General features: G+C 63.1%; 18 protein-coding genes, 1 tRNA gene, 1 other RNA gene and 1 pseudogene. 4 read left to right on the plus strand and 17 right to left on the minus strand.

Features of this window, described 5'->3' with window-relative positions:
- Position 1: 1 nt before the first annotated feature.
- The 7 genes and pseudogenes from mraY to CD04_RS0110285 form a co-directional block, all read right to left on the minus strand.
- On the minus strand, positions 2-1,180 hold the full coding sequence (gene mraY, locus CD04_RS0110245) for a phospho-N-acetylmuramoyl-pentapeptide-transferase (RefSeq protein WP_031406483.1): 1,179 nt from the start codon (positions 1,178-1,180) through the stop codon (positions 2-4).
- Positions 1,170-4,129 (minus strand): annotated as a pseudogene (gene murF / locus CD04_RS25245) (bifunctional UDP-N-acetylmuramoyl-L-alanyl-D-glutamate--2,6-diaminopimelate ligase MurE/UDP-N-acetylmuramoyl-tripeptide--D-alanyl-D-alanine ligase MurF). The gene mraY and the pseudogene murF overlap by 11 nt, the downstream one beginning before the upstream one ends.
- Complete coding sequence (locus CD04_RS0110260) at positions 4,126-5,910, minus strand: penicillin-binding protein 2 (RefSeq protein ID WP_031406485.1); 1,785 nt, start codon at positions 5,908-5,910, stop codon at positions 4,126-4,128. The pseudogene murF and the gene CD04_RS0110260 overlap by 4 nt, the downstream one beginning before the upstream one ends.
- 10 nt (positions 5,911-5,920) lie before the next feature.
- The gene (gene ftsL / locus CD04_RS0110265) at positions 5,921-6,220 is read right to left on the minus strand and encodes a cell division protein FtsL (RefSeq protein WP_031406487.1); all 300 of its coding nucleotides are present in this window, start codon (positions 6,218-6,220) and stop codon (positions 5,921-5,923) included.
- Positions 6,217-7,194 carry a 16S rRNA (cytosine(1402)-N(4))-methyltransferase RsmH gene (gene rsmH, locus CD04_RS0110270; RefSeq protein WP_038167701.1) on the minus strand — a complete coding sequence of 326 codons (978 nt, stop codon included), beginning with the start codon at positions 7,192-7,194 and terminating at the stop codon, positions 6,217-6,219. Before rsmH ends, ftsL begins: the two co-directional genes overlap by 4 nt.
- Before the next feature lie 12 nt (positions 7,195-7,206).
- A complete protein-coding gene (gene mraZ, locus CD04_RS0110275; protein ID WP_031406492.1) occupies positions 7,207-7,635 on the minus strand; it encodes a division/cell wall cluster transcriptional repressor MraZ in 429 nt (142 codons plus the stop codon).
- A 662-nt stretch (positions 7,636-8,297) separates the two neighbouring features.
- Positions 8,298-9,329: an IS110 family transposase gene (locus tag CD04_RS0110285; protein WP_031404313.1), complete on the minus strand. Its 1,032-nt coding sequence runs from the start codon at positions 9,327-9,329 to the stop codon at positions 8,298-8,300.
- A 324-nt stretch (positions 9,330-9,653) separates the two neighbouring features.
- Here CD04_RS0110285 and CD04_RS0110290 point away from each other — a divergent pair, with 324 nt between their 5' ends.
- From CD04_RS0110290 to CD04_RS0110305, 3 genes are all read left to right on the plus strand, one after another.
- Positions 9,654-10,793 carry an RNA-guided endonuclease TnpB family protein gene (locus tag CD04_RS0110290; protein WP_031406494.1) on the plus strand — a complete coding sequence of 380 codons (1,140 nt, stop codon included), beginning with the start codon at positions 9,654-9,656 and terminating at the stop codon, positions 10,791-10,793.
- Between the two features lie 764 nt (positions 10,794-11,557).
- A complete protein-coding gene (crcB, locus tag CD04_RS0110300; RefSeq protein WP_031406498.1) occupies positions 11,558-11,941 on the plus strand; it encodes a fluoride efflux transporter CrcB in 384 nt (127 codons plus the stop codon).
- Positions 11,938-12,255, plus strand: coding sequence for a DUF190 domain-containing protein (locus tag CD04_RS0110305; protein ID WP_031406500.1), 318 nt, complete (start codon positions 11,938-11,940; stop codon positions 12,253-12,255). The genes crcB and CD04_RS0110305 overlap by 4 nt, the downstream gene beginning before the upstream one ends.
- A gap of 16 nt (positions 12,256-12,271) precedes the next feature.
- Here the strand turns inward: CD04_RS0110305 and CD04_RS0110310 are convergent, their stop codons facing one another.
- The 5 genes from CD04_RS0110310 to CD04_RS0110325 form a co-directional block, all read right to left on the minus strand.
- Positions 12,272-12,646, minus strand: coding sequence for an HIT family protein (locus CD04_RS0110310; RefSeq protein WP_031406502.1), 375 nt, complete (start codon positions 12,644-12,646; stop codon positions 12,272-12,274).
- 74 nt (positions 12,647-12,720) lie between these two features.
- Positions 12,721-13,069, minus strand: an RNA gene (gene rnpB / locus CD04_RS22675) — RNase P RNA component class A.
- A gap of 10 nt (positions 13,070-13,079) precedes the next feature.
- Positions 13,080-13,520 carry a transposase gene (locus CD04_RS23165; RefSeq protein WP_231480527.1) on the minus strand — a complete coding sequence of 147 codons (441 nt, stop codon included), beginning with the start codon at positions 13,518-13,520 and terminating at the stop codon, positions 13,080-13,082.
- 87 nt (positions 13,521-13,607) lie between these two features.
- Entirely contained in the window at positions 13,608-14,690 is a 1,083-nt protein-coding gene (gene pyrC / locus CD04_RS0110320; RefSeq protein ID WP_031406506.1) for a dihydroorotase, read from the minus strand.
- A gap of 156 nt (positions 14,691-14,846) precedes the next feature.
- On the minus strand, positions 14,847-16,688 hold the full coding sequence (locus tag CD04_RS0110325; protein WP_031406509.1) for an ABC transporter ATP-binding protein/permease: 1,842 nt from the start codon (positions 16,686-16,688) through the stop codon (positions 14,847-14,849).
- Positions 16,689-16,845: 157 nt separating this feature from the next.
- Here CD04_RS0110325 and CD04_RS0110330 point away from each other — a divergent pair, with 157 nt between their 5' ends.
- Positions 16,846-17,241, plus strand: a complete 396-nt coding sequence (locus tag CD04_RS0110330; protein WP_031406511.1) for an acyl-CoA thioesterase — start codon at positions 16,846-16,848, stop codon at positions 17,239-17,241.
- Between the two features lie 138 nt (positions 17,242-17,379).
- Here CD04_RS0110330 and CD04_RS0110335 read toward each other — a convergent pair whose 3' ends face one another.
- The 5 genes from CD04_RS0110335 to CD04_RS0110355 all read right to left on the minus strand — a co-directional run bounded on the left by CD04_RS0110335 (position 17,380) and on the right by CD04_RS0110355 (position 21,095).
- Positions 17,380-18,000: a 50S ribosomal protein L25/general stress protein Ctc gene (locus tag CD04_RS0110335; RefSeq protein WP_031406513.1), complete on the minus strand. Its 621-nt coding sequence runs from the start codon at positions 17,998-18,000 to the stop codon at positions 17,380-17,382.
- A 140-nt stretch (positions 18,001-18,140) separates the two neighbouring features.
- Positions 18,141-19,112, minus strand: coding sequence for a ribose-phosphate pyrophosphokinase (locus CD04_RS0110340; RefSeq protein WP_031406515.1), 972 nt, complete (start codon positions 19,110-19,112; stop codon positions 18,141-18,143).
- Between the two features lie 162 nt (positions 19,113-19,274).
- Positions 19,275-19,351: transfer RNA gene (locus CD04_RS0110345), tRNA-Gln, on the minus strand.
- A gap of 179 nt (positions 19,352-19,530) precedes the next feature.
- Positions 19,531-20,511, minus strand: a complete 981-nt coding sequence (gene ispE, locus CD04_RS0110350; RefSeq protein WP_038167705.1) for a 4-(cytidine 5'-diphospho)-2-C-methyl-D-erythritol kinase — start codon at positions 20,509-20,511, stop codon at positions 19,531-19,533.
- A complete protein-coding gene (locus CD04_RS0110355) occupies positions 20,508-21,095 on the minus strand; it encodes a lipoprotein insertase outer membrane protein LolB (RefSeq protein ID WP_038167708.1) in 588 nt (195 codons plus the stop codon). The genes ispE and CD04_RS0110355 overlap by 4 nt, the downstream gene beginning before the upstream one ends.
- Between the last annotated feature and the right edge of the window lie 4 nt (positions 21,096-21,099).

A 21,099-nucleotide genomic window follows, 5' to 3' on the forward strand; every position in this document is an offset into this window, starting at 1 on the left:
TTCACCGCAGCTTGAGGCTGGCCAGCCCAGCGAGACACAACATCATGGTGACGATCCAAAAGCGGATCACCACCTGCGATTCCTTGACCCCAAGCTGCTCGAAGTGATGATGCAGCGGCGCCATTTTGAAAATGCGGCGTCCCTGGCCGTATTTGCGCTTGGAATACTTGAAGTAGCCGACTTGGATCATCACGGACAAGGTCTCGACCACGAACACTCCGCCCATGATGAAAAGCACGATTTCCTGACGCACGATCACGGCGATGGTCCCCAGCGCCGCCCCCAGCGCCAGCGCCCCCACATCGCCCATGAACACTTGAGCGGGGTAGGCATTGAACCAGAGAAACGCCAGACCGGCGCCGACCATGGCACCGATGAAAATGAGCAGCTCGCCGGTGCCTGGAATGTAGGGAAAAAGCAGATATTTGGAGAACACCGCATTGCCGGTGACGTAAGCAAAAATGCCCAGCGAGGCGCCGACCATGACCGTGGGCATGATTGCCAGCCCGTCGGCACCGTCAGTCAGATTCACCGCATTGCTGGCGCCGACGATGACAAAATAGGTCAGCACAATGAAACCCACGATCCCCAAGGGGTAGCTCACCGTCTTGAAGAATGGCACGATCAGGTCCGCTGCAGGCGGCAACGGCATCGAAAGCCCGCTGCGCAGCCACTCGACAAAAAGGTGCCAGACCGCGGCATTGCCCTTGCCCGATACAGCAAACGCCAGATAAAACGCTGCCAAAATACCGATCAGCGACTGCCAAAAATATTTCTCGCGCGAACGCATGCCGTTGGGGTCGCGATGCACGACCTTGCGGTAGTCATCGACCCAGCCGATGGCGCCAAATCCGAGAGTGACCAGCAACACGAGCCAGACAAATCGATTGGAAAGATCCATCCACAACACCGTGGACGCTGTGATGGCGATGAGAATCAGCACGCCGCCCATCGTGGGCGTGCCGGTCTTGATCAGATGGGTCTGCGGGCCATCCTGCCGGACGGCTTGGCCGACCTTCATGGCGGTGAGCTTTCGGATGACCCCTGGACCCGCAGCCAGCCCGATGAACAAGGCTGTCAACGTGCTCATCACCGCGCGAAACGTGATGTAGTTGAAGACGCGGAAGAAGCGCAGATCAGGCGAGGCCGTCATCAGCCACATGGCCAGGCTATGCAGCATGTGCGTCCTCCTTGAGGATCTTCGACGGTGGCTCGAATCCGCGCAGGGACTGCGCCACGCGCTCCATGCGCATGAATCGCGAACCCTTGACGAGCACGGCGTCAAAGCACCGGAGATCCTGCAGCGTAGGTGCCAAGCCCTCAATCGTTTGAGCATGGCGTACTGCCACGGCACCTCGGCCGGCAGCCTGGGCTGCATGCAGCGCCAAATCCCCCACAGCCCACAGCGCGTCGATACCACGCGCAGCAGCGTGATTGCCCGCCTCGGCATGGAACGCCGGGCCTTCGATCCCCACCTCGCCCATGTCCCCCAGGATGAGAAGGCGGCGCCCTGGCATTGCCGCGAGCGCGTCGATTGCAGCGCGCACCGAGTCCGGATTGGCGTTGTAGGAGTCATCGATCAGGGTGATGCGATGCCCATCGGAGAGGACGATTTCGCTGCGCTGCATGCGGCCTGCCACAGGTTCGAACGCCTCGAGTCCGGCGACGATCGCGTCCAGCGGGGCCCCGCAAGCCAGCGCTGTCGCAGTCGCCGCCAACGCATTGTGAGCGTTGTGCGCCCCCATGACGCGCAGGCGCAGTTGGGCCTCGCCCGCCGGGGTACGCATATGCAACCGCATTGATGATGTGGCTTCCTGCTGGGCAATCCAGCCGACGACCTCGCCCTGTGCTTGCGCCTGCCCCGGTTCGACCAACATGAACCGCATGCAGCGTCGCGTACCCGCAAGGTCGGACCAAATTGCCGTGAAGGCATCGCCGGCCGGGAACACGGCCACGCCGTCGGGCGGCAAGGCTGTCATCACGCTACCGTTTTCGCGTGCTACAGCGTCGACCGTGTGCATGAATTCCTGATGCTCGCGCTGGGCGTTATTGACCAACGCAATGGTGGGCTCGGCAATCGCTGCCAGTTGAGCCACCTCGCCGGGATGGTTCATCCCCAGCTCCACAACGCCGGCCACATGCTGCGGACGCAACTGCAACAAGGTCAACGGCAACCCGACCGCGTTGTTGAAGTTGCCCCGGGTGGCAAGCCTGCGATCGTCACCGAGCCAGGCTGCGAGGATGCTCGCGACCATCTGCGTCACGGTCGTCTTCCCGTTGCTGCCCGTGATGGCCGCAAGCGGCATGGCTGGCTGCTGGCGGCGCCAAGCACGCGCGAGCAGCCCGAGCGCCTGCAGGCTATCGTCCACCTCGACTGTGGGCAGGCCACATGCCGCGCTGCCACGCTCGGCGAGCACGGCCGCTGCACCGGCAGCCTTCGCCTGGGGCAGGAAAGAATGCGCGTCAAAGTGCTCGCCCCGAAGCGCAACGAACAGGTCACCCGGGCGCAACTGACGCGTATCGGTGCAGACGCGGGCGATCGGGGTTGCGCCATCGCCATGCAGTTGACCGCCGACCCATGCCCGCAACTCGCGCAACGCAAACAGGCCGCCAGCGCGCGCAGCGAGCGCCATGCGGGCATGGAAAACATCGGAAAACGGCGTTTTGCGCCCCTCCTGCTCCTGCATGGCCTCGTGGCCCTTGCCCGCGAGCAGCACCACGTCTTCCGCACTGGCATGCGCGATGGTCTGTGCAATGGCCTGGGCGCGATCGGCGACCACCAGCACCTGCGCTGGCGCCACGACGCCTCGCAGGAGATCGTCAATGATGGCTTGTGGTGCCTCGCTTCGCGGATTGTCGTTCGTCAGCACGACGCAATCAGCCAGGCCTTCGGCGGCGGCAGCCATCGGTGCGCGCTTGCCGGGGTCCCGATCGCCGCCGGCGCCAAAGACGCACCAGAGCTTGCCGCCGCGGCGCTGGGCAATGGGCGCAACGCCAGCAGGGCTTGCGCGATGGCGTCGGGTGTGTGCGCGTAGTCCACCACGGCAAGCGGCGCCTCGTGTCCACCCAGGCTCTGCATGCGCCCTGGCGGTGGGCTGATCGCGGCAAGCGCCGAGATGGTGGCGCCAAAATCCAGGCCGCAGGCCTGCAGCAGGCCGCAGACCACCAATATGTTGGACGCGTTGAAGCGTCCCAGCAGCGGGAGGTCCACGTCAGCTTGCCGCCCGGCGTGGCCGATGCCCAGATGCATGCCGCGGTCGTGGTGCGCGATATCCGTTGTGTGCCAGTCCGCTTCGGCCTGGAGCGACACCGTGGCAACCTGTATTTCCCGCTGGCGACAGTGCTTTGCCAGCTCCACGCCCATTGCATCGTCCACGTTCAGCACGGCAGCGGTCAGCTGCGGCCAATCAAACAGGCGGCGCTTGGCGGCGGCATAGGCCGCCATGCTTGCGTGGTAATCAAGGTGATCCTGAGTCAGGTTGGTGAACGCGGCACCATGAATGCGCAAGCCTGCCAGACGAGACTCCTCAATGCCAATTGATGAGGCCTCGATGACACAGTATTCCAGGCCCTGCGCGCGCATTGCAGCGAGCTCGCGATGCAGGCGCACGGGATCTGGCGTGGTCAGGCCCGTGAGCGTCAACTGCTCCGGCAACCCAACGCCAAGCGTCCCGATCACGCCACAGGGCCGTCCCGCCGTGGCCAACGCCTGGGCCGCCCACAATGCGCATGACGTCTTCCCGTTGGTCCCGGTGACAGCCAGCACCGTCATATGGCGCGAGGGGTGCCCGTACCAGGCATCGGCCAGCGGGCCCGCCAGCGCCTTGAGGCCACGCACGCGCACGACCTGCGCCGGCAATGCGAACGCGTCGGCTCCTTCCTCCTCCACCAACGCACATGCGGCGCCACGCGAATAGGCGTCAGCAACGAAACGCCGGCCGTCGGTGGCTGCTCCCGGCCAAGCAACGAACACATCGCCCGATCGCACATCACGGGAGTCACTGGTCCACGGCGCTGTGGCCGCCACCCCTGCTGCGCTGAGCGCATGCAGCACGGCTCCCACGGAATCCAGCGCCGCCTCGGGCCGGGCGTTCAGGGAATCCTGATCAGGATGACCCTGTGAACTCATGCTCCGCCTCCACCTGCGGCTGCGCCCTGTGTCTGCGTCATGATGGCCGGGGGCACGTCGGGTTTCACCGGAAGATCGGGTGGCACGCCGAGAATGCGCAACGCCTGCGGCACCACCTCGGCGAACACGGGCGCCGACACGTCGCCGCCGAAGTGCTTGCCGCCGCTCGGCTGATCGACCGAGATGGCCATCACGATCTTCGGATGGCTGATCGGAGCCAATCCGACGAACTGGGCCCGAAACAGGTGCTTGTCATAGCCCTTTCCTCTCCAGAGATAGGCCGTGCCCGTCTTGCCGCCCGTTGAATAGCCGGGAACGGCGGCCGCCGGGGCCGTCCCGCCCTTTTGCGTAACAAGCGCAAGCATGTCCCTCATCTCACGCGCCACTTGGGGCGACACCACCGGCACGCCATGCACGGGTGCATCAGTCTTGAGCAGGCTGGAAGGAATGATCTCGCCGTGATTGGCAAAGATCAGATACGCGTGGGCAAGCTGGAAGGTCGATGCCGAGATGCCGTAACCAAAGCCCTGGGTCACGGCGTCGATAGGGCGCCACTTTGCCCAGGGCCGCAAGATTCCACTTGCTGCGCCGGGGAACGGCACCTGCGGACGCTGACCGAGGCCCACGGCGGTGTACATGTCCCACTGCATATGCGCGTTCATGCGCATGACGATCTTGCTCGTGGCCACGTTGCTCGAGTACTGGATCACCTGGGGCAGCGCAATGGTGCCGTTATCCGAGTCATCGCAAATGTTGTTGCCATACACGCGCAAGCAACCAGGCGCGGTGTGAAACACCGACTGCGGCGTAACGAGACCGGCCTGTAGCGCCGCGCTGATCGTGATGGGCTTCATCACCGAGCCAGGTTCATAGCTGTCAGTCAGCGCGTAGTTGCGCATGTCCGCCTGCGTCATCCCGTGTCGGCTGTTCGGATCGAAGCTCGGATAATTGGCCATGGCCAGAACCTCGCCATTCGTGGCGTCGAGCATGACAGCGCTCCCATTCTTGGCCTTGTTGTTCACCACGGCACTCTTCAGTGCTTGGTAGGTCAGGTACTGGATCTTGCTGTCGATCGACAACTGCACGTCCTGGCCATTGACCGGCGGCACCCCACCGTCGACGTCTTCGATCACATTGCCCAAGCGGTCACGCATCACCTTGCGTGTGCCGGGGTGTCCGGCGAGGTCTTTCTGAAAGGTGAGTTCGATGCCACTCTGACCCAGGTTCTCGATATCCGTGAAGCCGACCAACTGGGCAGCGGCGGCACCTTCCGGGTAATAGCGCTTGTAGCTCGGCGAAAAGTAGATGCCCTTAATGCCTAAAGCTTGCACTTTGCGCGCGGTATCAATGTCCACCTGACGCATCACGTAGACGAATTGCTTGTCTAGGCTCAGACGATGCTGCAGTTCGGCGGCGTTCAGGCCCAGAATCGTCGCCAGATCGGCAACCTTCTGCGGGTCCGCCTCAAGCGTCTCGGGATCCGCCCAGATCGTCTTGACCGGAATGCTGGACGCCAGGATGTTGCCATGCCGGTCGAGGATGCGTCCGCGCATCGCAGGCAGTTCGATGGTTCGAATGAAGCGCAGGTCGCCCTGCTGCTGGTAGAAGTTGGTGGTGATTACCTGAACCCAAAGCGCCCGGCCGGTCAGCACGACAAAGGCGAGATACAGAAGGCTCCTGACAAGCCAGGCACGCCCAGGCGGCAGGCGCAGGCGCAGGAGATGGCCCTCCTTGCGATGGGAGGGCGTATACGTACCGAACGCACGCGAGGCACGTTTCATGGCTGCATGCTCATCGCGTGGGAATCGACGCCGGCAGACTCGGCAACTGCGCCGCGCTGATGTAGTCCGTGCGCGCAGGTGTGGCGGCCACGAACCCCAGTGTCTTGCGCGCCAACTCCTCGATGCGACCGGGCACCGACAATGCGCGCACCTCCACCTGCAAGCGGTCATGGTCAATCTGCAATTGCACGGCGCGCTGTCGCGCTGCATCCAGCGTTGCGAAGGTGCGGCGCGCCTCATACTGGGCTCGTACCACGCTCATCGCGCTGGCCATTGCGATCACCAGGAGCAGGAGGTTGAGTCGGGTCATGCGGCCGCCACTTGCGGGAGGCGCTCGGCAGCGCGCAGCACGGCCGAGCGCGACCGTGGGTTGGCCGCGACCTCGTCGGCTCCCGCGCGCAACCTGGCCAAGACTTTCAGACCTGGCCGAAACACGGCCGGCTTGACGGGAAGGCGGCGCTGCTCACGGCTCAGCTCGGGCGCGCGAGCGTGGCGCGCCATGAAATGCTTGACGACACGGTCTTCGAGGGAATGGAAGCTGATGACCACGAGCCGTCCTCCATCAGCCAGCCTGTCCATCACCTGCGCGAGTGCCGCCTCGAGTTCGGCGAGTTCGGCATTGACGTGAATCCGAAGAGCCTGAAAGGTGCGCGTGGCCGGATCTTGCCCCGGTTCGCGACTGCGCACCGCTTGCGCCACAAGGGCGGCAAGCTCTGCAGTGCGGGTGACGGGCTCGCCGCGTTCGCGGCGAGCCACAAGCGCCTTTGCAATCGGGAAAGCAGCCCGTTCGTCCCCATAGTCCCTCAGCACCTTGGTGATTTCATCGACGCTGGCCTGTGCCAGAAATTGCGCCGCAGTCATGCCGCGCGTGGTATCCATGCGCATATCCAGAGGGGCATCGCCGCGAAAGCTGAAACCGCGCTGCGCATCGTCCAACTGCGGTGAGGACACCCCCAGGTCGAACAACATGCCCTGCACTCGACCCAATCCCAAGTGGTCCAGCACCGCGCCATAGTCCGAGAAGGCCGCATGCACGAGCGAGAGGCGCGCATCGGAGTGCGCCAGATCTTGCCCAGCGGCGATTGCCTGGGGGTCGCGGTCCAGCGCCACCACTCGGGCCTGTGGCGCCAGACGCGAAAGCAGTTCGCGCGTGTGCCCGCCACGACCGAAGGTCGCGTCCAGATAGACACCCGCCGGGTCCGTGACCAGCAGGTTGACGGCTTCGTGCAGCAACACGGTGCGGTGCTGCAGCGGCTGTGCAGCTTTGAATCGGGGAGTGGGCATCGTGGCTCACCTTCACACCACGATTTCGCGCACGGCATCGGGCATACCGGCCTCGATCACCGCCGCTTCGCGCGACTGGTGGGTGGCACGGTCCCACACTTCAAAATGCGAACCCATGCCGATGAGATCGATTTCGCGTTCGATCCGCGCCGCCGCACGCAACTCGGGGGACAGCAGGACGCGACCCGTCGCGTCGATCTCGGTTTCGGTTGCATGCCCCAGATAAATGCGCTTCCAGCCCTGCGCTGCCATGGGCAAGGCGGCAATCTTGGCACGAAATTCCTGCCACTGGGGGTCGGCGAACAAAAGCAGACAACCCTCGGGGCTTTTCGTAATCGTGAGGCGACCCGCCGCCTGCGCAAGCAGCATGTCGCGGTGGCGCGCAGGCACGGTCATACGACCTTTGCCGTCCAGCGTCAACGCCGATATGCCGATGAACACGCGTTTCTCCGATTGCCGTCAGTGCAGGGATACGTCCCTGCACTTTCACCCACTTTTTTGCACTTGGCTGCACTGTATGGGGCAAAAAGGGCAGCGTCAATAGGGAAAAGTGAAAAATTCGCTTTTCAAACAAGCACTTAGCGGCAGCATGAAAACTGTTTTTGTTTACAGCATATATGAAAAAAAACGCCATAAATGAACCACTTGAAGCATCACTTGAAAGTGTTGGTTTTAGATCTGAGGCGCTCCAGCATGCAGCCCGGCGGAGCCCGCACGCCCGCACAGGCCTGTGATTGAGGCGTGAGCGCGCCATTGCGGATCGGTTGCAGGTTCGGACTGCCGACAACCTTCATCCGTTGCTTATATGGATGCCTCCCGGCGATCAAGAGCAATCGGCGTTGTGCTGTGAAGAGTCGGCTGCCGCCTTATATCCGGCCTCGATCGCGGGTTGTCTGGTTGCCCAGACGCGCCGCCGGCCCCGATGTCATTCGCGGACAAGCGCCTCATCTCCTAGAGCGGACTGTTGAAGTCCGACAACGGATTCAGGTTTGGCTTGCCCCGGTCCGACCGGTTCACATCACGCTGCGTCTTGCTGCCTCATCGCCTACAAAGGCGGTCCATTCCTTTCATCAAGTAAGAGTTGATCCATGGTCACCGTTCGTTCAGGCCGCTTGCGGCCGCACGCTGCGGTGGCCCCTCTGGTAATCCTGTTGTCTGGCCGTGACGGCCCAGATCGTCCGCGCCATCTTGGCCGCCTGGGCCACGATGACCACGTTGGCCGGGCGCCGCTGCCGGATCTGCTCCAACCATGGCCCCGGTTCCTTGGCGTGCGTGAGCACGGATCGCGCGCCATGGATCAACAGCGTGCGCACGTAGGCGTCGCCGCGTTTGGAGATGCCCTGCAGGCGGATCTTGCCGCCCGTGCCTCGCTGTGCGGGCACCAGGCCCAGCCAGGCGCAGAACTGGCGCGCCGAGCCGAAAGCGCGGGCGTCGCCCATGGTGGCGATCGCCGCTGTGGCGGTGAGCACCCCGACGCCGGGGATCTCGGCAATGCGCCGCATGTCCGGATCCTGGCGGAGTTGCCATGCCAGACGCTTGTCGATGGCGGCGATGTCCTCGCCCAGCGCCTTGATCCTTTGCACCTGCTCGCGCAGACTGTCGGCCACCATCTGCGGCAGCGCCGTCGAGAGTGCCTCCAGCGCCGCCTCGACCTCGCCCAGCATGGCCCGGCTGCCCTTGGCGAAGACGGTGCCGAACTCGTACAGCAATCCGCGCAGCGCGTTGGTCTGCATGACGCGCATCTTCATCAGCAGCTCGCGCTGGCGATGCAGCGTCAGCGTGGCCTGCTGCGCCAGCGACTTGACTCCGACGAACTTGGTGCCCGGCTGCTGCACCGCCAGCCAGATCGCTCGCGCGTCCGTCGCATCGGTCTTGTTGCCCGACACGAACGGCCGCACCGCCCGGGCGTGCAGCAGCCTCACCTCATGGCCCAGCGCGCGCAGCTCGCGCGCCCAGTGGTGCGCCCCGCCGCAGGCCTCGATGCCGACCAGGCACCGCGCCCGGTTGGCGAAGTGCTCCAGCACCTTGGCCCGCTTGATCTGCACATTGGCAATCTCGCCCGTGAACATGTCGACCGTGTGCATCTGAAACACCAGCTTGGCGATGTCCAGCCCCACCACCTGCAGGCCGTCCATCGTGCCGATGATTTGCCCTGCGCTCATGCCTGTCTTACGATTCATGTCGGGTCTCCGAGGGTGTTTGTGAAGACCGTGGTCTATCACGTCCTGGGCACATCGATGCCGTATCCACTCGGGGACCCACCCCGCCACCCTGGCGGCCAGGTCGACTCCGAACGGCCTCGCGTTCATCTCCATACTCCTGTCTCAGTCCCCGCAGGGAGGGAGGCATCCATCACATCTCCGAGAAACCCCGCCGTTCAGGGCGGGGAGGAAAGGAGCGCCGATCGAAGATCGGTGCTGTGTTGACAATTTACACGGAAAACGCATAGCATGTGAGGCATGCAGGTCAAGCGCGCCTATCGCTTTCGCTTCTACCCGACGCCCGAGCAAGTTGACGCACTGGCTCGAACCTTCGGGTGCGCACGCTTCGCTTACAACCACATGTTGCGACTGCGCAGCGACGCCTGGATGCTGCGCCAGGAGCGCGTGGGCTACCACGAAACCTCCGCCGCGCTGACCATGCTCAAGAAGACGCCCGAGCATGCGTGGCTGAACGAAGTCAGCAGCGTGCCCGTGCAGCAGGCGCTGCGGCACCTGAACACCGCGTTCTCGAACTTCTTCGCCAAGCGAGCCCGGTACCCGTCCTTCAAGCGCAAGGACGGGCCGCAGGCGGCCGAGTACACCACCAGCGCATTCCGGTGGGACGCGGGCCGGCGCGAGTTGCGTCTGGCGAAGATGGACACGCCGCTGGACATCCGCTGGTCGCGCACCTTACCCAAGGTGGCCAAGCTCACGACCGTGACCATCTCGCGCGACACTGCGGGGCGGTACTTCGCCGCGCTGCTGTGCGACGACGTGGTCACGTCCAGGAAGGCCGCATCCGGCCAGGTCGGCATCGACCTGGGGCTCACCCACTTCGCGGTCCTCTCCAGTGGCGAGAAGGTCGCATCCCCCAAGGCCTTTCGCCGCTGCGAAGCGCGACTGGCCGTGCGCCAGCGCCGGCTGGCGCGAGCCAAGCTCGGCTCGAAGAACCGGGCGAAGTTGAAGTTGAAAGTTGCTGCGCTGCATGCGCACATCACGGACGCGCGCAGGGACTTCCTGCACAAGCTCTCGACCCGACTGATCAGCGAAAACCAAGTGATCGCCGTCGAGACGCTGTCCGTGTCGAACATGCAGCGCAACCGCAGCCTGGCGAAATCCATCAGCGACGCCAGCTGGGCGGAGTTCGTCAGGCAGCTCGAGTACAAAGCGCAGTGGTACGGGCGCACATTGATCGGCATCGATCGCTGGTATCCATCCAGCAAGCGATGCTCCGTGTGCGGCCACACCAAGACGACGATGCCGCTGTGCGTGCGCACCTGGGCTTGCCCAGAGTGTGGCACGACCCACGACCGCGACATCAACGCCGCGCGCAACGTCTTGGCCGCAGGACTTGCGGTGTCAGCCCATGGAGAGGCTGTAAGTCCCGTCTCGCTGTAAAGCGGCATGGGCTGGACTCTGCGAAGTGGGAATCTCCTCCCTTTAGGGAGGGGAGCAGTCAAGACTTTGCTGCTTCATGCATCGTGGCCCGCCGCGCCCCATGTGGCAGGCATCACGGAACTGGATGGCGCGCCTGCGTGGAGTCCCGATAGGCTCCCGTTGACGGCGGTTCGCGCGGGAACGGGGAGCGCCAGGGGATGCGCGGGACGGCCTGAGCCGCACCGCTCACTGGTTTTGACGCCCCGCGGGTGCGACAGCCCGCGCCAACGACACGTTCGCCACGATGAGCGTGCAATGCCCGCGAGTGGTTCTCACCCTCGGCGATCTGCGGGCATCCCGCCTTTCGTATTCTCGCGTGGCTCACGCCAACATTCGGGTCGCCCGATGCCTGCAGCATTGCAAGGAGCACACGCATGCTTGGCGGCTTGCGCTTGGTGCGCCTGCACAGCATCGCTGGATGCTGTCTATCGTGCCATCTCTGCCATCCTTGTTAGACTTTTGCTTTAAATCGCTTCGCAGCATGTGCGGCAATCCAATCGGCTGCAAAGCCTGCACGATGCAGGCGCTCGTGACGGCACTTTGCCGCGGCTGATCGCTGTTGCTAAAGCGTCTTGGGGCAACAGCCGGTTCGTCCGCCTGCCGGATGCTGCGCGGATCCAGAAATCCATCGGAGCGGCTGCACCACGCACAACGCACCACGCAACGCCGTCGCAGGAACCCCACAATACATGCGGGGAAGATGCCAATCTCTGCCCGCACTCGCCATGACCCTACTCTACGTTGCCGTGTTCGCGATTTTCGGGGCTTTTGCCCGATATGGGCAGTCCATCGCCGTCCAAGCCCTGCTCGGGCGGTCGTTTCCCTTCGCCACCTTGTCGATCAACGTGATCGGTTCGTTTCTCATGGGGTTTTTGTTTTTCGCGACCCTGGAGCGTATAAACATCAGCCCCGAACTGCGCACCGGCTTACTGTCCGGGGGATTGGGGGCCTATACGACCTTTTCCACCTTCTCGCTTGAGTGCCTCAACCTGATCGAAGGCGGTGAACTCCTCAAGGCCGGACTGTATGTCGCAGGCTCAGTGATCCTCTCCATCGCGGCGGCGATTTTGGGCGCCTACCTGGCTCGTAACCTCGGAGTCTCGACATGAAAACCATCACCATGGTGCGCATCTACATCCGCGAGGGCGACAAGGTCGAAAAACAGGATCTGATGCGCGCGCTATTCAAGCATTTGCATGAGCAGCACAAAGTGCGCGGGTTGACCGTGTTTCGCGGCGTAGCCGGATTTGGCAGCAAGGGCGAAGTGCACGCGGACGACCTGCTGCGGCTGACGGTCCATCTGCCGCTTGTCCTGGAGTTCTTTGACGCGCCGGAAGTCATCAATGCGGTGCTGCCCCAGGTGCAATTGATGGTGCCGGCTGAGCACATCGTGTGCTGGCAAGCGCAGTGCGGGTTTGACTGACCAGGCCGTCGGCGCATCAGTATTTTTGGCGTGCTGGAATGACCCCGCGCACGCCGCCCAGCGGATCGTCCATGTCACCGCGGTAGCGGGGAATGAGATGCATGTGAACGTGGAAAATGCTTTGCCCAGCCGCTTCCCCGCAGTTCACCCCGAAGTTGAAGCCGTCGGGCCGGCGCTCGCGTCGCAGAAGAGTGCGTGAAAGCTCCAGCAACGCGAGCATGGCGCTCTGTTCCTGGGGCGTTGTGTCGAACCAGTCGGCCACGTGGCGACGCGGGATGATGAGCATGTGGCCTGGCGCCACTGGCGCGCGGTCGTAGATCGCAAAGGCAAGGTCATTGCGAAGGACCGCCTCGCTGGCCATGCAAAATGGACAATTTGCCGTGGTGGACATCCTCGCCTCCTTGCCGGAACAAGCGGGCGCACCGGTGTCGTTCGCGCCCGCGCACCGCCCCAAAGCCAAGAAAAGTGCGAAGTGGGCCTGTAGGCCGGATTCTGTGCGTCGGTTGCCCGACGTGGCAGCCATTCCTCTGGGCCGCGCGTTACCGCATCGGCTCGGTGCCACCTACCCGCAGACTCGCGCGAGCCGCGCTTTCACGAGGCCCGGAGGCCCCGCATCGTCTGCCTATTTGGTGTTGCTCCGGGTGGAGGTTGCCGCGTTTCACGTCCGCGCAACTTGCGCTGCGCATACTCGTCTCTGTGGTCCTGTTCGTCGCGTCACCGCGCACGGCCGTTAGCCGTCACCCTGCCCTCTGGAGTCCGGACCTTCCTCACTGCGTGAGTTGCTCCACGCCAGCGCGGCTGCCCAGCCCACTTCGCAGGGTCCATTATGCGCTATGAACTCTCCCACCGCTAAACCTAACCTCTTGCGCGGTTGTAGCGGCGGTTTCGCGGGTCAAGGACTTGGACTTTCCACGTTGCCGTGGCAGAGGTTTGGGTCTCGCCGTCACGCCCGTCCCAGGCGTGTGTTGCGTATTGAACGCTTCGATGAGAACCACCAACGCACTGTTTTGGTCGCGCTGCATAACGTGCCCGCAGTGCGGGCAGACATGCGTGCGGTCTGCGAGCGTCTTGGGCACGATCTCCCAACAGGCCGAGCAGCGCTGCGACGGTTTGAGTTGGCGCGTGTGGCTCAGGTGCAGGCGCGTACCAGCTTCTTCCGCTTTGTACGCGAGCATCTGATGCGCCATGCCGAACCGCGCCGAGAGGATCTCGCGGTTGAGTCCGGCCTTCTGCCGCACACGCCGCCCCGGCAGGCCCGTCGTCATGCGCGACGTCCTTTGCATGCCAAGCACTGCCATGCGTGCGCTCGCGCTCAGGCGCTGAGCGCGCGGGTGAAAACGCAGCGCACATGATCAACCGGGAAGCGAGCCACTCCGCTCAAGCCGCCAGTCCAGCGTTCGTCCCGCATCCAGGGGCACGATATCGCCATCGACATAAGGCAGCCGCTCGGGCACGGTACTCCCCCCTCGAAGCAGGGTCACGCGTGAATCGTTGCGCTTCAATCCATAGAAGTCCGCACCGTAAAAGCTCGCAAAACCTTCCAACCTGTGCAACGCGCCGCATTGCTCGAAGGCGTGCGCGTAAAGCTCCAGCGCGTGTGGAGCGGTGAGGCAGCCCGCGCAGCCGCAGGCGGCCTCCTTCAACACCCGCGCATGCGGAGCCGAGTCGGTGCCGAGAAAGAAGCGTGCATCACCGCTGGTGGCTGCCTCAAGGAGCGCCTGCCGGTGCTGCTCGCGCTTGAGAATGGGCAGGCAGTAGTAGTGAGGTCGCATGCCGCCGGCAAACATGGCGTTGCGGTTGTAGAGCAAATGGTGAGCGGTGATCGTGGCCGCAAGCAGTGGGGTCCCACGTGCATCCAGTGCAGTCTGATCACGCACATAACGGACCGCCTGCGCAGTGGTCACGTGCTCCAGGACGATCTTGAGCGCCGGGAAATCCCGCCTGATGCGCACCAAGTGGCGCTCGATAAACACGGCTTCGCGGTCGAACACGTCCACCTGCGAGTCTGTAACTTCGCCGTGGATCAGAAGCGGCATCCCCTCGGCCTGCATGACCTCGAAGACCGGATAGACCCGTTCCAGGTCAGTCACCCCACTGTCTGAATTCGTTGTCGCGCCGGCCGGATAGAGCTTCACCGCATGCACCACGCCACTGGCCCGGGCTCGAACGATTTCCGCTGGCGGCGTGGAGTCCGTCAGGTATAAGGTCATGAGCGGCTCAAACACCGAGCCGTACGGCCGCGAGGAAAGAATGCGCATGCGGTAATCGAGCGCCTGGGCAGTGCTGACTACTGCGGGCCTGAGATTGGGCATCACAATGGCACGTGCGAACTGTGCGGCGCTCCACGGCACCGTGTAGGCCAGCGCTGCGTCGTCACGCAGGTGCAGATGCCAATCGTCGGGGCGGGTGATCGTGAGGGTTTGCGGCTGGGTCATGGATCGGTGCGGGAGGATCGGCAATGATGGTACGGCCACTGCAGGACGCGCCGGCGGTCCGCCCCGTGATCGGGCCGTGATCTTGTGGAGCGCAGGATGGAAACCCGGACGTTGGTGCTGCAGCAAAGTTCGCGCATCGCCCGCATTCGCGTCAACTCAAGCCGCCTGCAGGATTCCAGGCGACTGCGGGACATTCGCCTGCTCCTGCTGCAAGGCCCACATTCGCGCATAGACGCCGCCGAGTTCCAGCAACTGCGCATGGGTACCGCGCTCCTTGATGCGCCCGTCGTCGAGAACCAAGATCTGGTGGGCGTCCACAACTGTTGACAGGCGGTGTGCGATGATCAAAGTCGTGCGATTGCGGGCCGCCAGGCGAATCTCACCCTGAATCGCCTTTTCATTGGCAGAGTCGAGCTGTGACGTGGCTTCATCGAAGATCAGCACGGGTGGATTCTTCAGCAACGCGCGCGCAATCGCCACCCGCTGCTTTTCACCACCCGACAGCTTCAGCCCGCGTTCGCCAACCTGGGTCTCGTAGCCCAGGGGCTGGCGCACAATGAAATCGTGAATCTGTGCAGCGCGCGCCACCGCCTCCACGTCCGCTTGGCTGGCGCCCGGCCTCCCATACGCAATGTTGTAGCCAATGGTGTCATTGAACAACACCGTGTCCTGAGGCACCAGACCCAGAGCCGCACGCAAGCTGGCCTGGCTGACCTTTGCGATGTCCTGCCCGTCGATGGTGATGCGCCCGGTATCCACGTCATAAAAGCGGAACAGCAGGCGTGACAGTGTGGATTTACCGGCCCCCGACGGGCCGACAATGGCCAGGGTCTCACCCCCCGCCAACTCGAAACTCAGGCCTCGGAGTACCTGCCGGCCCGGTGCGTAGCCGAAATGCACGTCCTCGAATCGCAGGGTGCCACGGGAGACAACAAGTGGTTTCGCGTCGGGCGCGTCGGCGATGTCGCGGTTCTGCTCCAGGATGATGAACATGCGCTCGATATCGGTGAGCGACTGGCGGATCTCACGGTAAATCACGCCAAGAAAGTTCAGTGGCGCGTAGAGCTGGATCATGAAGGCATTGACGAGCACCAGGTCGCCGAGATTCATCGTGCCGCTGACCACGCCTGCGGTGGCGCGCCACACGAGCAGCGTCACGGCCACGGCAATAATGAAACTCTGCCCCAAATTGAGCAGCGACAGCGAATTCTGCGACTTCACGGCGGCTGTCATCCAGCGATGCAGGTTCTCGTCGTAGCGCCGCGCCTCATGCGCTTCGTTGCCGAAGATCTTCACCGTCTCGTAGTTCAACAAGGCATCCACAGCGCGCTGGTTGGCGCGCGAGTCTTGTTCATTCATCGTGCGGCGAAGATTCGTGCGCCATTCGGTGACCACCACCGTGAATCCGATGTACAACGCGAGCGCGACCAGTGCAATGCCGGCGAACCACCAGTCGTACTTCACCATCAGGATCCCGATCACCAGCGTCATCTCCACCAGCGTGGGCAGGATGCTGTATAAGGTGTAGGACACCAAGCTTGAAATCCCGCGCGTGCCGCGCTCGATGTCGCGCGACATGCCACCCGTCTGCCGCTCCAGGTGATAGCGCAACGGCAACGAGAAGAGGTGGTCGAACACCTCAAGTGCGATCTTGCGTACAGCGCCTTGCGTGACACGCGAGAAAACGATTTCGCGCAACTCGGTGAAGAGCGACACGCAAAGGCGCAGCGCCCCGTACGCCACGAGTAGCGCCACCGGCACCACGAGCACGGCGCGCGCATCCCCAGGCTTGACGTCGAGGGCATTCACGATATCCTTCAGCACCACCGGAACACCGACGTTGGCGACCTTCGCAGCGACCAGCATGAGCAGCGCAATCAGGACGCGCGCACGGTATTGCCAGAGATAGGGAGCGAGATTGCGCAAGGCCGCCCGGCGCGAATGGCCCTGCGTGCTGGAAGTCGGGGGTGGGAGCTCGGTCGAACCGTGGTGTCGCATAGCGTGCAATGAGAATCAGCTGGCCCTGTCCCGCAGGCCACCGATCCCCGGCGGCGGAACAGCAAAGCAGCGCGGCACACGCATCGCGTGCCGCTCAACGGCAAAATCATGCATTATTCAGGGGAAACCCCAACCATTGCAGAAAGAGAGAAATTCCGTGAACCAACTTGATCGCCTTCCCCCGCACCGCGAACCCGTGCTGCGCATCCAACCCAAGCCTGCCGATGTGAATATGCACGGCGATATTTTTGGCGGCTGGATCATGGCCCAGGTCGACATGGCTGCGGGGATTGTTGCGGCGCGTCGGGCCAAGGGGCGAGTCGCGACTGTGGCGGTCAACCAATTCGTCTTCAAGCACCCGGTCTTCGTCGGTGATCTTCTGTCACTGTATGCCGATGTCATCCGGGTGGGACGCACCTCGATCACCATCGAGGTCGAGGTCTTTGCCGAGCGTGGCATACCCGACACCCAGGTGTTTCGCGTGACCGAGGCCACACTCACCTTCGTTGCGGTCGGCGAAGACCGTCGCCCGCGGCCCGTCCCCGAACCTTGACGCACACACGCTCCAAAGCGGAGCCCGCGCACACGTCTGTGCACAAGCAAAACGCCACCCATGGTGGCGTTTTGCTGTACTACGGCCGACCGACGCCGCCTAAAAGCGCAGTGCAGACGCCGGCGTCGAGGCCCTTGATTACTTTTTCTCGGCTTCCGGTGCGGCTGCGGTTTCCGCCGACGCTTCAGCGGAAGCTTCCGCTGCCTGCGTGAGCACAGTGGCGATGACCGGATTGTCGGTGCCGTGAGTGACCACAGTGACCGAGCCAGGAAGCTTCAGATCGTTGGCGTGCAACGAATGACCCTTGTGCATGCCACTCAGGTCAACTGCGATGAACTCGGGCAAATCCCCCGGCAGGCAGCTGATTTCAAGTTCGCTCAGCACATGGCTGATCATGCCACCCTCAACCTTGACCGCTGGGGATTCCTCGGCGCCCACAAAGTGCAGGGGCACCTTCATCGTGATCTTGCGGTCCGCCGCCACGCGCATGAAATCCACGTGCAGGACGATCGGCTTGAAGGGGTGGACTTGGTAATCCTTGAGCAAAACCTTGGTTTGCGCTTCACCCACCGTCAAGTCAAGGATGGATGAATGGAACTGTTCCTTCTTCAGCGCGTGATACAGCGCGTTGTGATCGAGCTCGATCATCTGCGCCTTTTGTTCACCACCGTAGATGATGCCGGGAACCTTGCCAGCACGGCGCATGCGGCGGCTCGCACCAGTACCTTGCGCCTGACGTTCAAATGCGACGACTTTCATGTCGACTCCTCAAAGGGGGCCATAGGCCCCGGATTACAAATCGGGATGCTCGCGACCAGCATCCCGCAGGGTTCGCGTCAGCCCCTCGGGCTCACGCGAATGCGGAAAGGCGCGGAGCATCGTGCGACCGCGCCGGATGATCAAAACAGGGTTTCCTGCTCGTTGAACAACTGCAGCACGGACCCGCCCTGAGCAATGCGCAGCATGGTCTGCGCAATGAGCTGGGCAGCTGAGAGCTGACGAATCTTGGTGCACTTCAGTGCGTTCTCGCGCAGCGGAATGGTATTGGTGACGACCACTTCATCCAGGTCGCTGGCGTTGATGCGTTCAATGGCCGGCCCTGAAAACACGGGGTGGGTACAGTAAGCGACAACCCGTTTGGCGCCACGATCCTTCAACACTTCCGCGGCCTTGGTCAAGGTGCCGGCCGTGTCCACCATGTCGTCCATGATGATGCAATTGCGGCCATCAATCTCGCCGATCACGTTCATCACCTCCGACACGTTGGGCTTGGGACGGCGCTTGTCGATGATGGCCAGATCGCAATCCATCAGCTTGGCTAGCGCACGCGCTCGCACCACACCGCCGATGTCGGGCGACACAACGATCAAATTGGCATAATTCTTGGCGCGCAGATCACCCAGCAGGATCGGCGAGGCGTAGATGTTGTCAACCGGGATGTCGAAAAAACCCTGGATCTGGTCAGCGTGCAGATCCATGGTGACCACGCGGGCGATGCCCACCGCCTGCAGCATATTAGCCACGACCTTGGCGGTGATGGGAACGCGGGACGAACGCGGGCGGCGATCCTGACGCGAATAGCCGAAATACGGGATCACCGCAGTGATGCGCTCCGCGGACGCGCGCTTGAGGGCGTCCGCCATCACAAGGAGCTCCATCAGGCTGTCATTCGTCGGGGCACAGGTCGACTGGATGATGAAGACTTCGCGTGCACGGACATTTTGCTGAATCTCAACCGTCACTTCGCCGTCGGAGAACCGCCCGACGAAAGCATGCCCCAGACCAATGCCCAGTTGCTCAACCACCTGCTGCGCCAGCGCCGGATTGGCATTACCGGTGAAAACGACAAAGTCAGCCGCGTTCTGATTCATGGTTTGGATGGGGAACTGCAGTGGGCAGCCGTTGATGAGGGTTGTGGCACGCCACTGGAGAGCAATCAGACGGGTTTCCGCGCAACCTCAAAGTTTGCCAAGGGAGCCAGGGTCGCGCAAACATCCACGCGAGCACAGCCCACAACACACGCCGACCTGAGGTGGCTGGGGAGGAAGGACTCGAACCCTCGAATGCCGGAATCAAAATCCGGTGCCTTAACCAACTTGGCGACTCCCCAACGGCACAACGCTGACCACCTTGCCCGACGCACGTCAAACCTTCACGCAAGGCGGTCGAAAATTGAACTTCAAGACTGCTTCAACATGGACACCGCAAAACAGAATCCGAAATTGTACGAAATTTCCAAGCCGCATCCACGATGCACCCCACAAACAACATCCGACTGCCAGCGCTGGCTCACTCCTGCTGCCGATCGCTTGCCCAGCCCAGCAACGGGTGACCCAGCAAGGCGCGGCACTTGCGCACCCTCCAAGCCGGCGCCATCGCAACGTGCCCAAACTCAACACCGGGGTCGCATGGAGCAAACATCGCCGAACCGGAACCGCTCATGGCGACAAAGCGACTGCCAGTACGCGCCTTGAGCCAGGCTGCGAGTGCGCCGATTTCAGGCAACGCCGCCATGGCCACAGGCTGCAGATCGTTATGACCAAATTCAAGCCCCAGCGTACGCGCCAAACCTGCATCATGGGACTCGGCTGGTTCAACCGCGTCGGCGCGAGCGCCCTGCGCACTTCTGAGGAATTCAGCAAAGCCTGAAATTGTCTCGGCAGGCGTATTTCTTGTCAAGCGATCCGAGCCAAACATCGCCGCCGTGGACAGCCCCGTACCCGGCCAGCCGACCAGCAAACTCCAAGCGGGCAGCTCGACGGCGGCAAGCTGCTCTCCCACACCCTGGGCAAAGGCATTGCGACCAAACACGAAAACCGGCACGTCGGCGCCGAGCTCCAAGGCCAGATCCATCAGCTGTGCGCGCCGCAGGCCCAGGCCCCACATCAAGTTCAGGGCCAGCAAGGTACTGGCCGCATCCGAGCTGCCGCCACCCAGGCCGGCCTGAGCGGGTATGGCCTTGCGTAGGCGAATGTGCACCCCGAGGCGGCATGCGCTATGCGCTTGCAGCAGGCGTGCCGCCTTGACGCTGAGGTCTTCGGCGGGCAGACCGTCGCCACCTTCACGCGATACGACTCCATCGTCACGGCGCTCAAAATCCAGCCAGTCGCACCAATCGATGAACTGGAACACGGTTTGCAGATCGTGATAGCCATCGGCCCGCCGGCCGAGCACATGCACGAACCAGTTCACCTTGGCAGGTGCTGGAACGTTGTAGAGCGCAGCGAAGCCAGCACCTGAGGCCGTGCAGCAACCATCTGCTCGACTCATGGGGCCGAAACCGCGGAAGCCGCAGGCGCAGAAGCGGCCGCCTCGGGCCGCACACGATCCACCACCAAACTGAGTTCGGCGGGTGGGCCCTGCACGCGGCTGGCGCGCAACAGGTAAAGCTGGCCATCGCGCAGGCGGGGCTGCACACGCCAGCCCACTTGCTCGAAAGCCCCATCGCCCAGCGTCTCGAATGGAAGGTCTGCCGCGGGCATGCCTCGCACCCAGTCCTGCAGTGCTGCGCGCGGCAAGGCAAGCCCCAGCGCCGCAAAAGTCATGTCTTCGAAGGAGGTAAAGCGTCGAGTTTGCTTGCCATCGTCAAGCCTTGCCGACCGTGTGGACCATTGGGCTTGCGCCAGCATTTGGCCCAGCGGCGAGTACACGTCGAACTCCCCATCCCCGCCGGGAAAGAGTTCAAGCCGGAACCCGCCGTAGACGCTGTGCTGGTCTGGCGGTATCCCCGTGACCACGGAAATGCGCCCGTGAATGTCTTGCGCTGCCGGCACTGCTTGTGCGGCCCGATCTCGCGCTGCAGGCGTGGCGCACCCCCCGAGCGTGAGCGCCACAGCCAGCATGAAGGCCCACACGGCG

Origin of the sequence: Thiomonas sp. FB-Cd (assembly GCF_000733775.1) — a bacterium.
In the GTDB taxonomy this organism is placed as follows: Bacteria; Pseudomonadota; Gammaproteobacteria; order Burkholderiales; family Burkholderiaceae_C; genus Thiomonas_A.

Excerpts from the sequence above, each read along its gene's own strand:
- mraY (WP_031406483.1), bottom strand. The coding sequence starts at position 1,180 with ATGCTGCATAGCCTGGCCATGTGGCTGATGACGGCCTCGCCTGATCTG.
- CD04_RS0110260 (WP_031406485.1), bottom strand. The coding sequence starts at position 5,910 with ATGAAACGTGCCTCGCGTGCGTTCGGTACGTATACGCCCTCCCATCGC.
- ftsL (WP_031406487.1), bottom strand. The coding sequence starts at position 6,220 with ATGACCCGACTCAACCTCCTGCTCCTGGTGATCGCAATGGCCAGCGCG.
- rsmH (WP_038167701.1), bottom strand. The coding sequence starts at position 7,194 with ATGCCCACTCCCCGATTCAAAGCTGCACAGCCGCTGCAGCACCGCACC.
- CD04_RS0110285 (WP_031404313.1), bottom strand. The coding sequence starts at position 9,329 with ATGGACGGCCTGCAGGTGGTGGGGCTGGACATCGCCAAGCTGGTGTTT.
- CD04_RS0110290 (WP_031406494.1), top strand. The coding sequence starts at position 9,654 with ATGCAGGTCAAGCGCGCCTATCGCTTTCGCTTCTACCCGACGCCCGAG.
- crcB (WP_031406498.1), top strand. The coding sequence starts at position 11,558 with ATGACCCTACTCTACGTTGCCGTGTTCGCGATTTTCGGGGCTTTTGCC.
- CD04_RS0110305 (WP_031406500.1), top strand. The coding sequence starts at position 11,938 with ATGAAAACCATCACCATGGTGCGCATCTACATCCGCGAGGGCGACAAG.
- CD04_RS0110310 (WP_031406502.1), bottom strand. The coding sequence starts at position 12,646 with ATGTCCACCACGGCAAATTGTCCATTTTGCATGGCCAGCGAGGCGGTC.
- CD04_RS23165 (WP_231480527.1), bottom strand. The coding sequence starts at position 13,520 with ATGACGACGGGCCTGCCGGGGCGGCGTGTGCGGCAGAAGGCCGGACTC.
- pyrC (WP_031406506.1), bottom strand. The coding sequence starts at position 14,690 with ATGACCCAGCCGCAAACCCTCACGATCACCCGCCCCGACGATTGGCAT.
- CD04_RS0110325 (WP_031406509.1), bottom strand. The coding sequence starts at position 16,688 with ATGCGACACCACGGTTCGACCGAGCTCCCACCCCCGACTTCCAGCACG.
- CD04_RS0110335 (WP_031406513.1), bottom strand. The coding sequence starts at position 18,000 with ATGAAAGTCGTCGCATTTGAACGTCAGGCGCAAGGTACTGGTGCGAGC.
- CD04_RS0110340 (WP_031406515.1), bottom strand. The coding sequence starts at position 19,112 with ATGAATCAGAACGCGGCTGACTTTGTCGTTTTCACCGGTAATGCCAAT.
- ispE (WP_038167705.1), bottom strand. The coding sequence starts at position 20,511 with ATGAGTCGAGCAGATGGTTGCTGCACGGCCTCAGGTGCTGGCTTCGCT.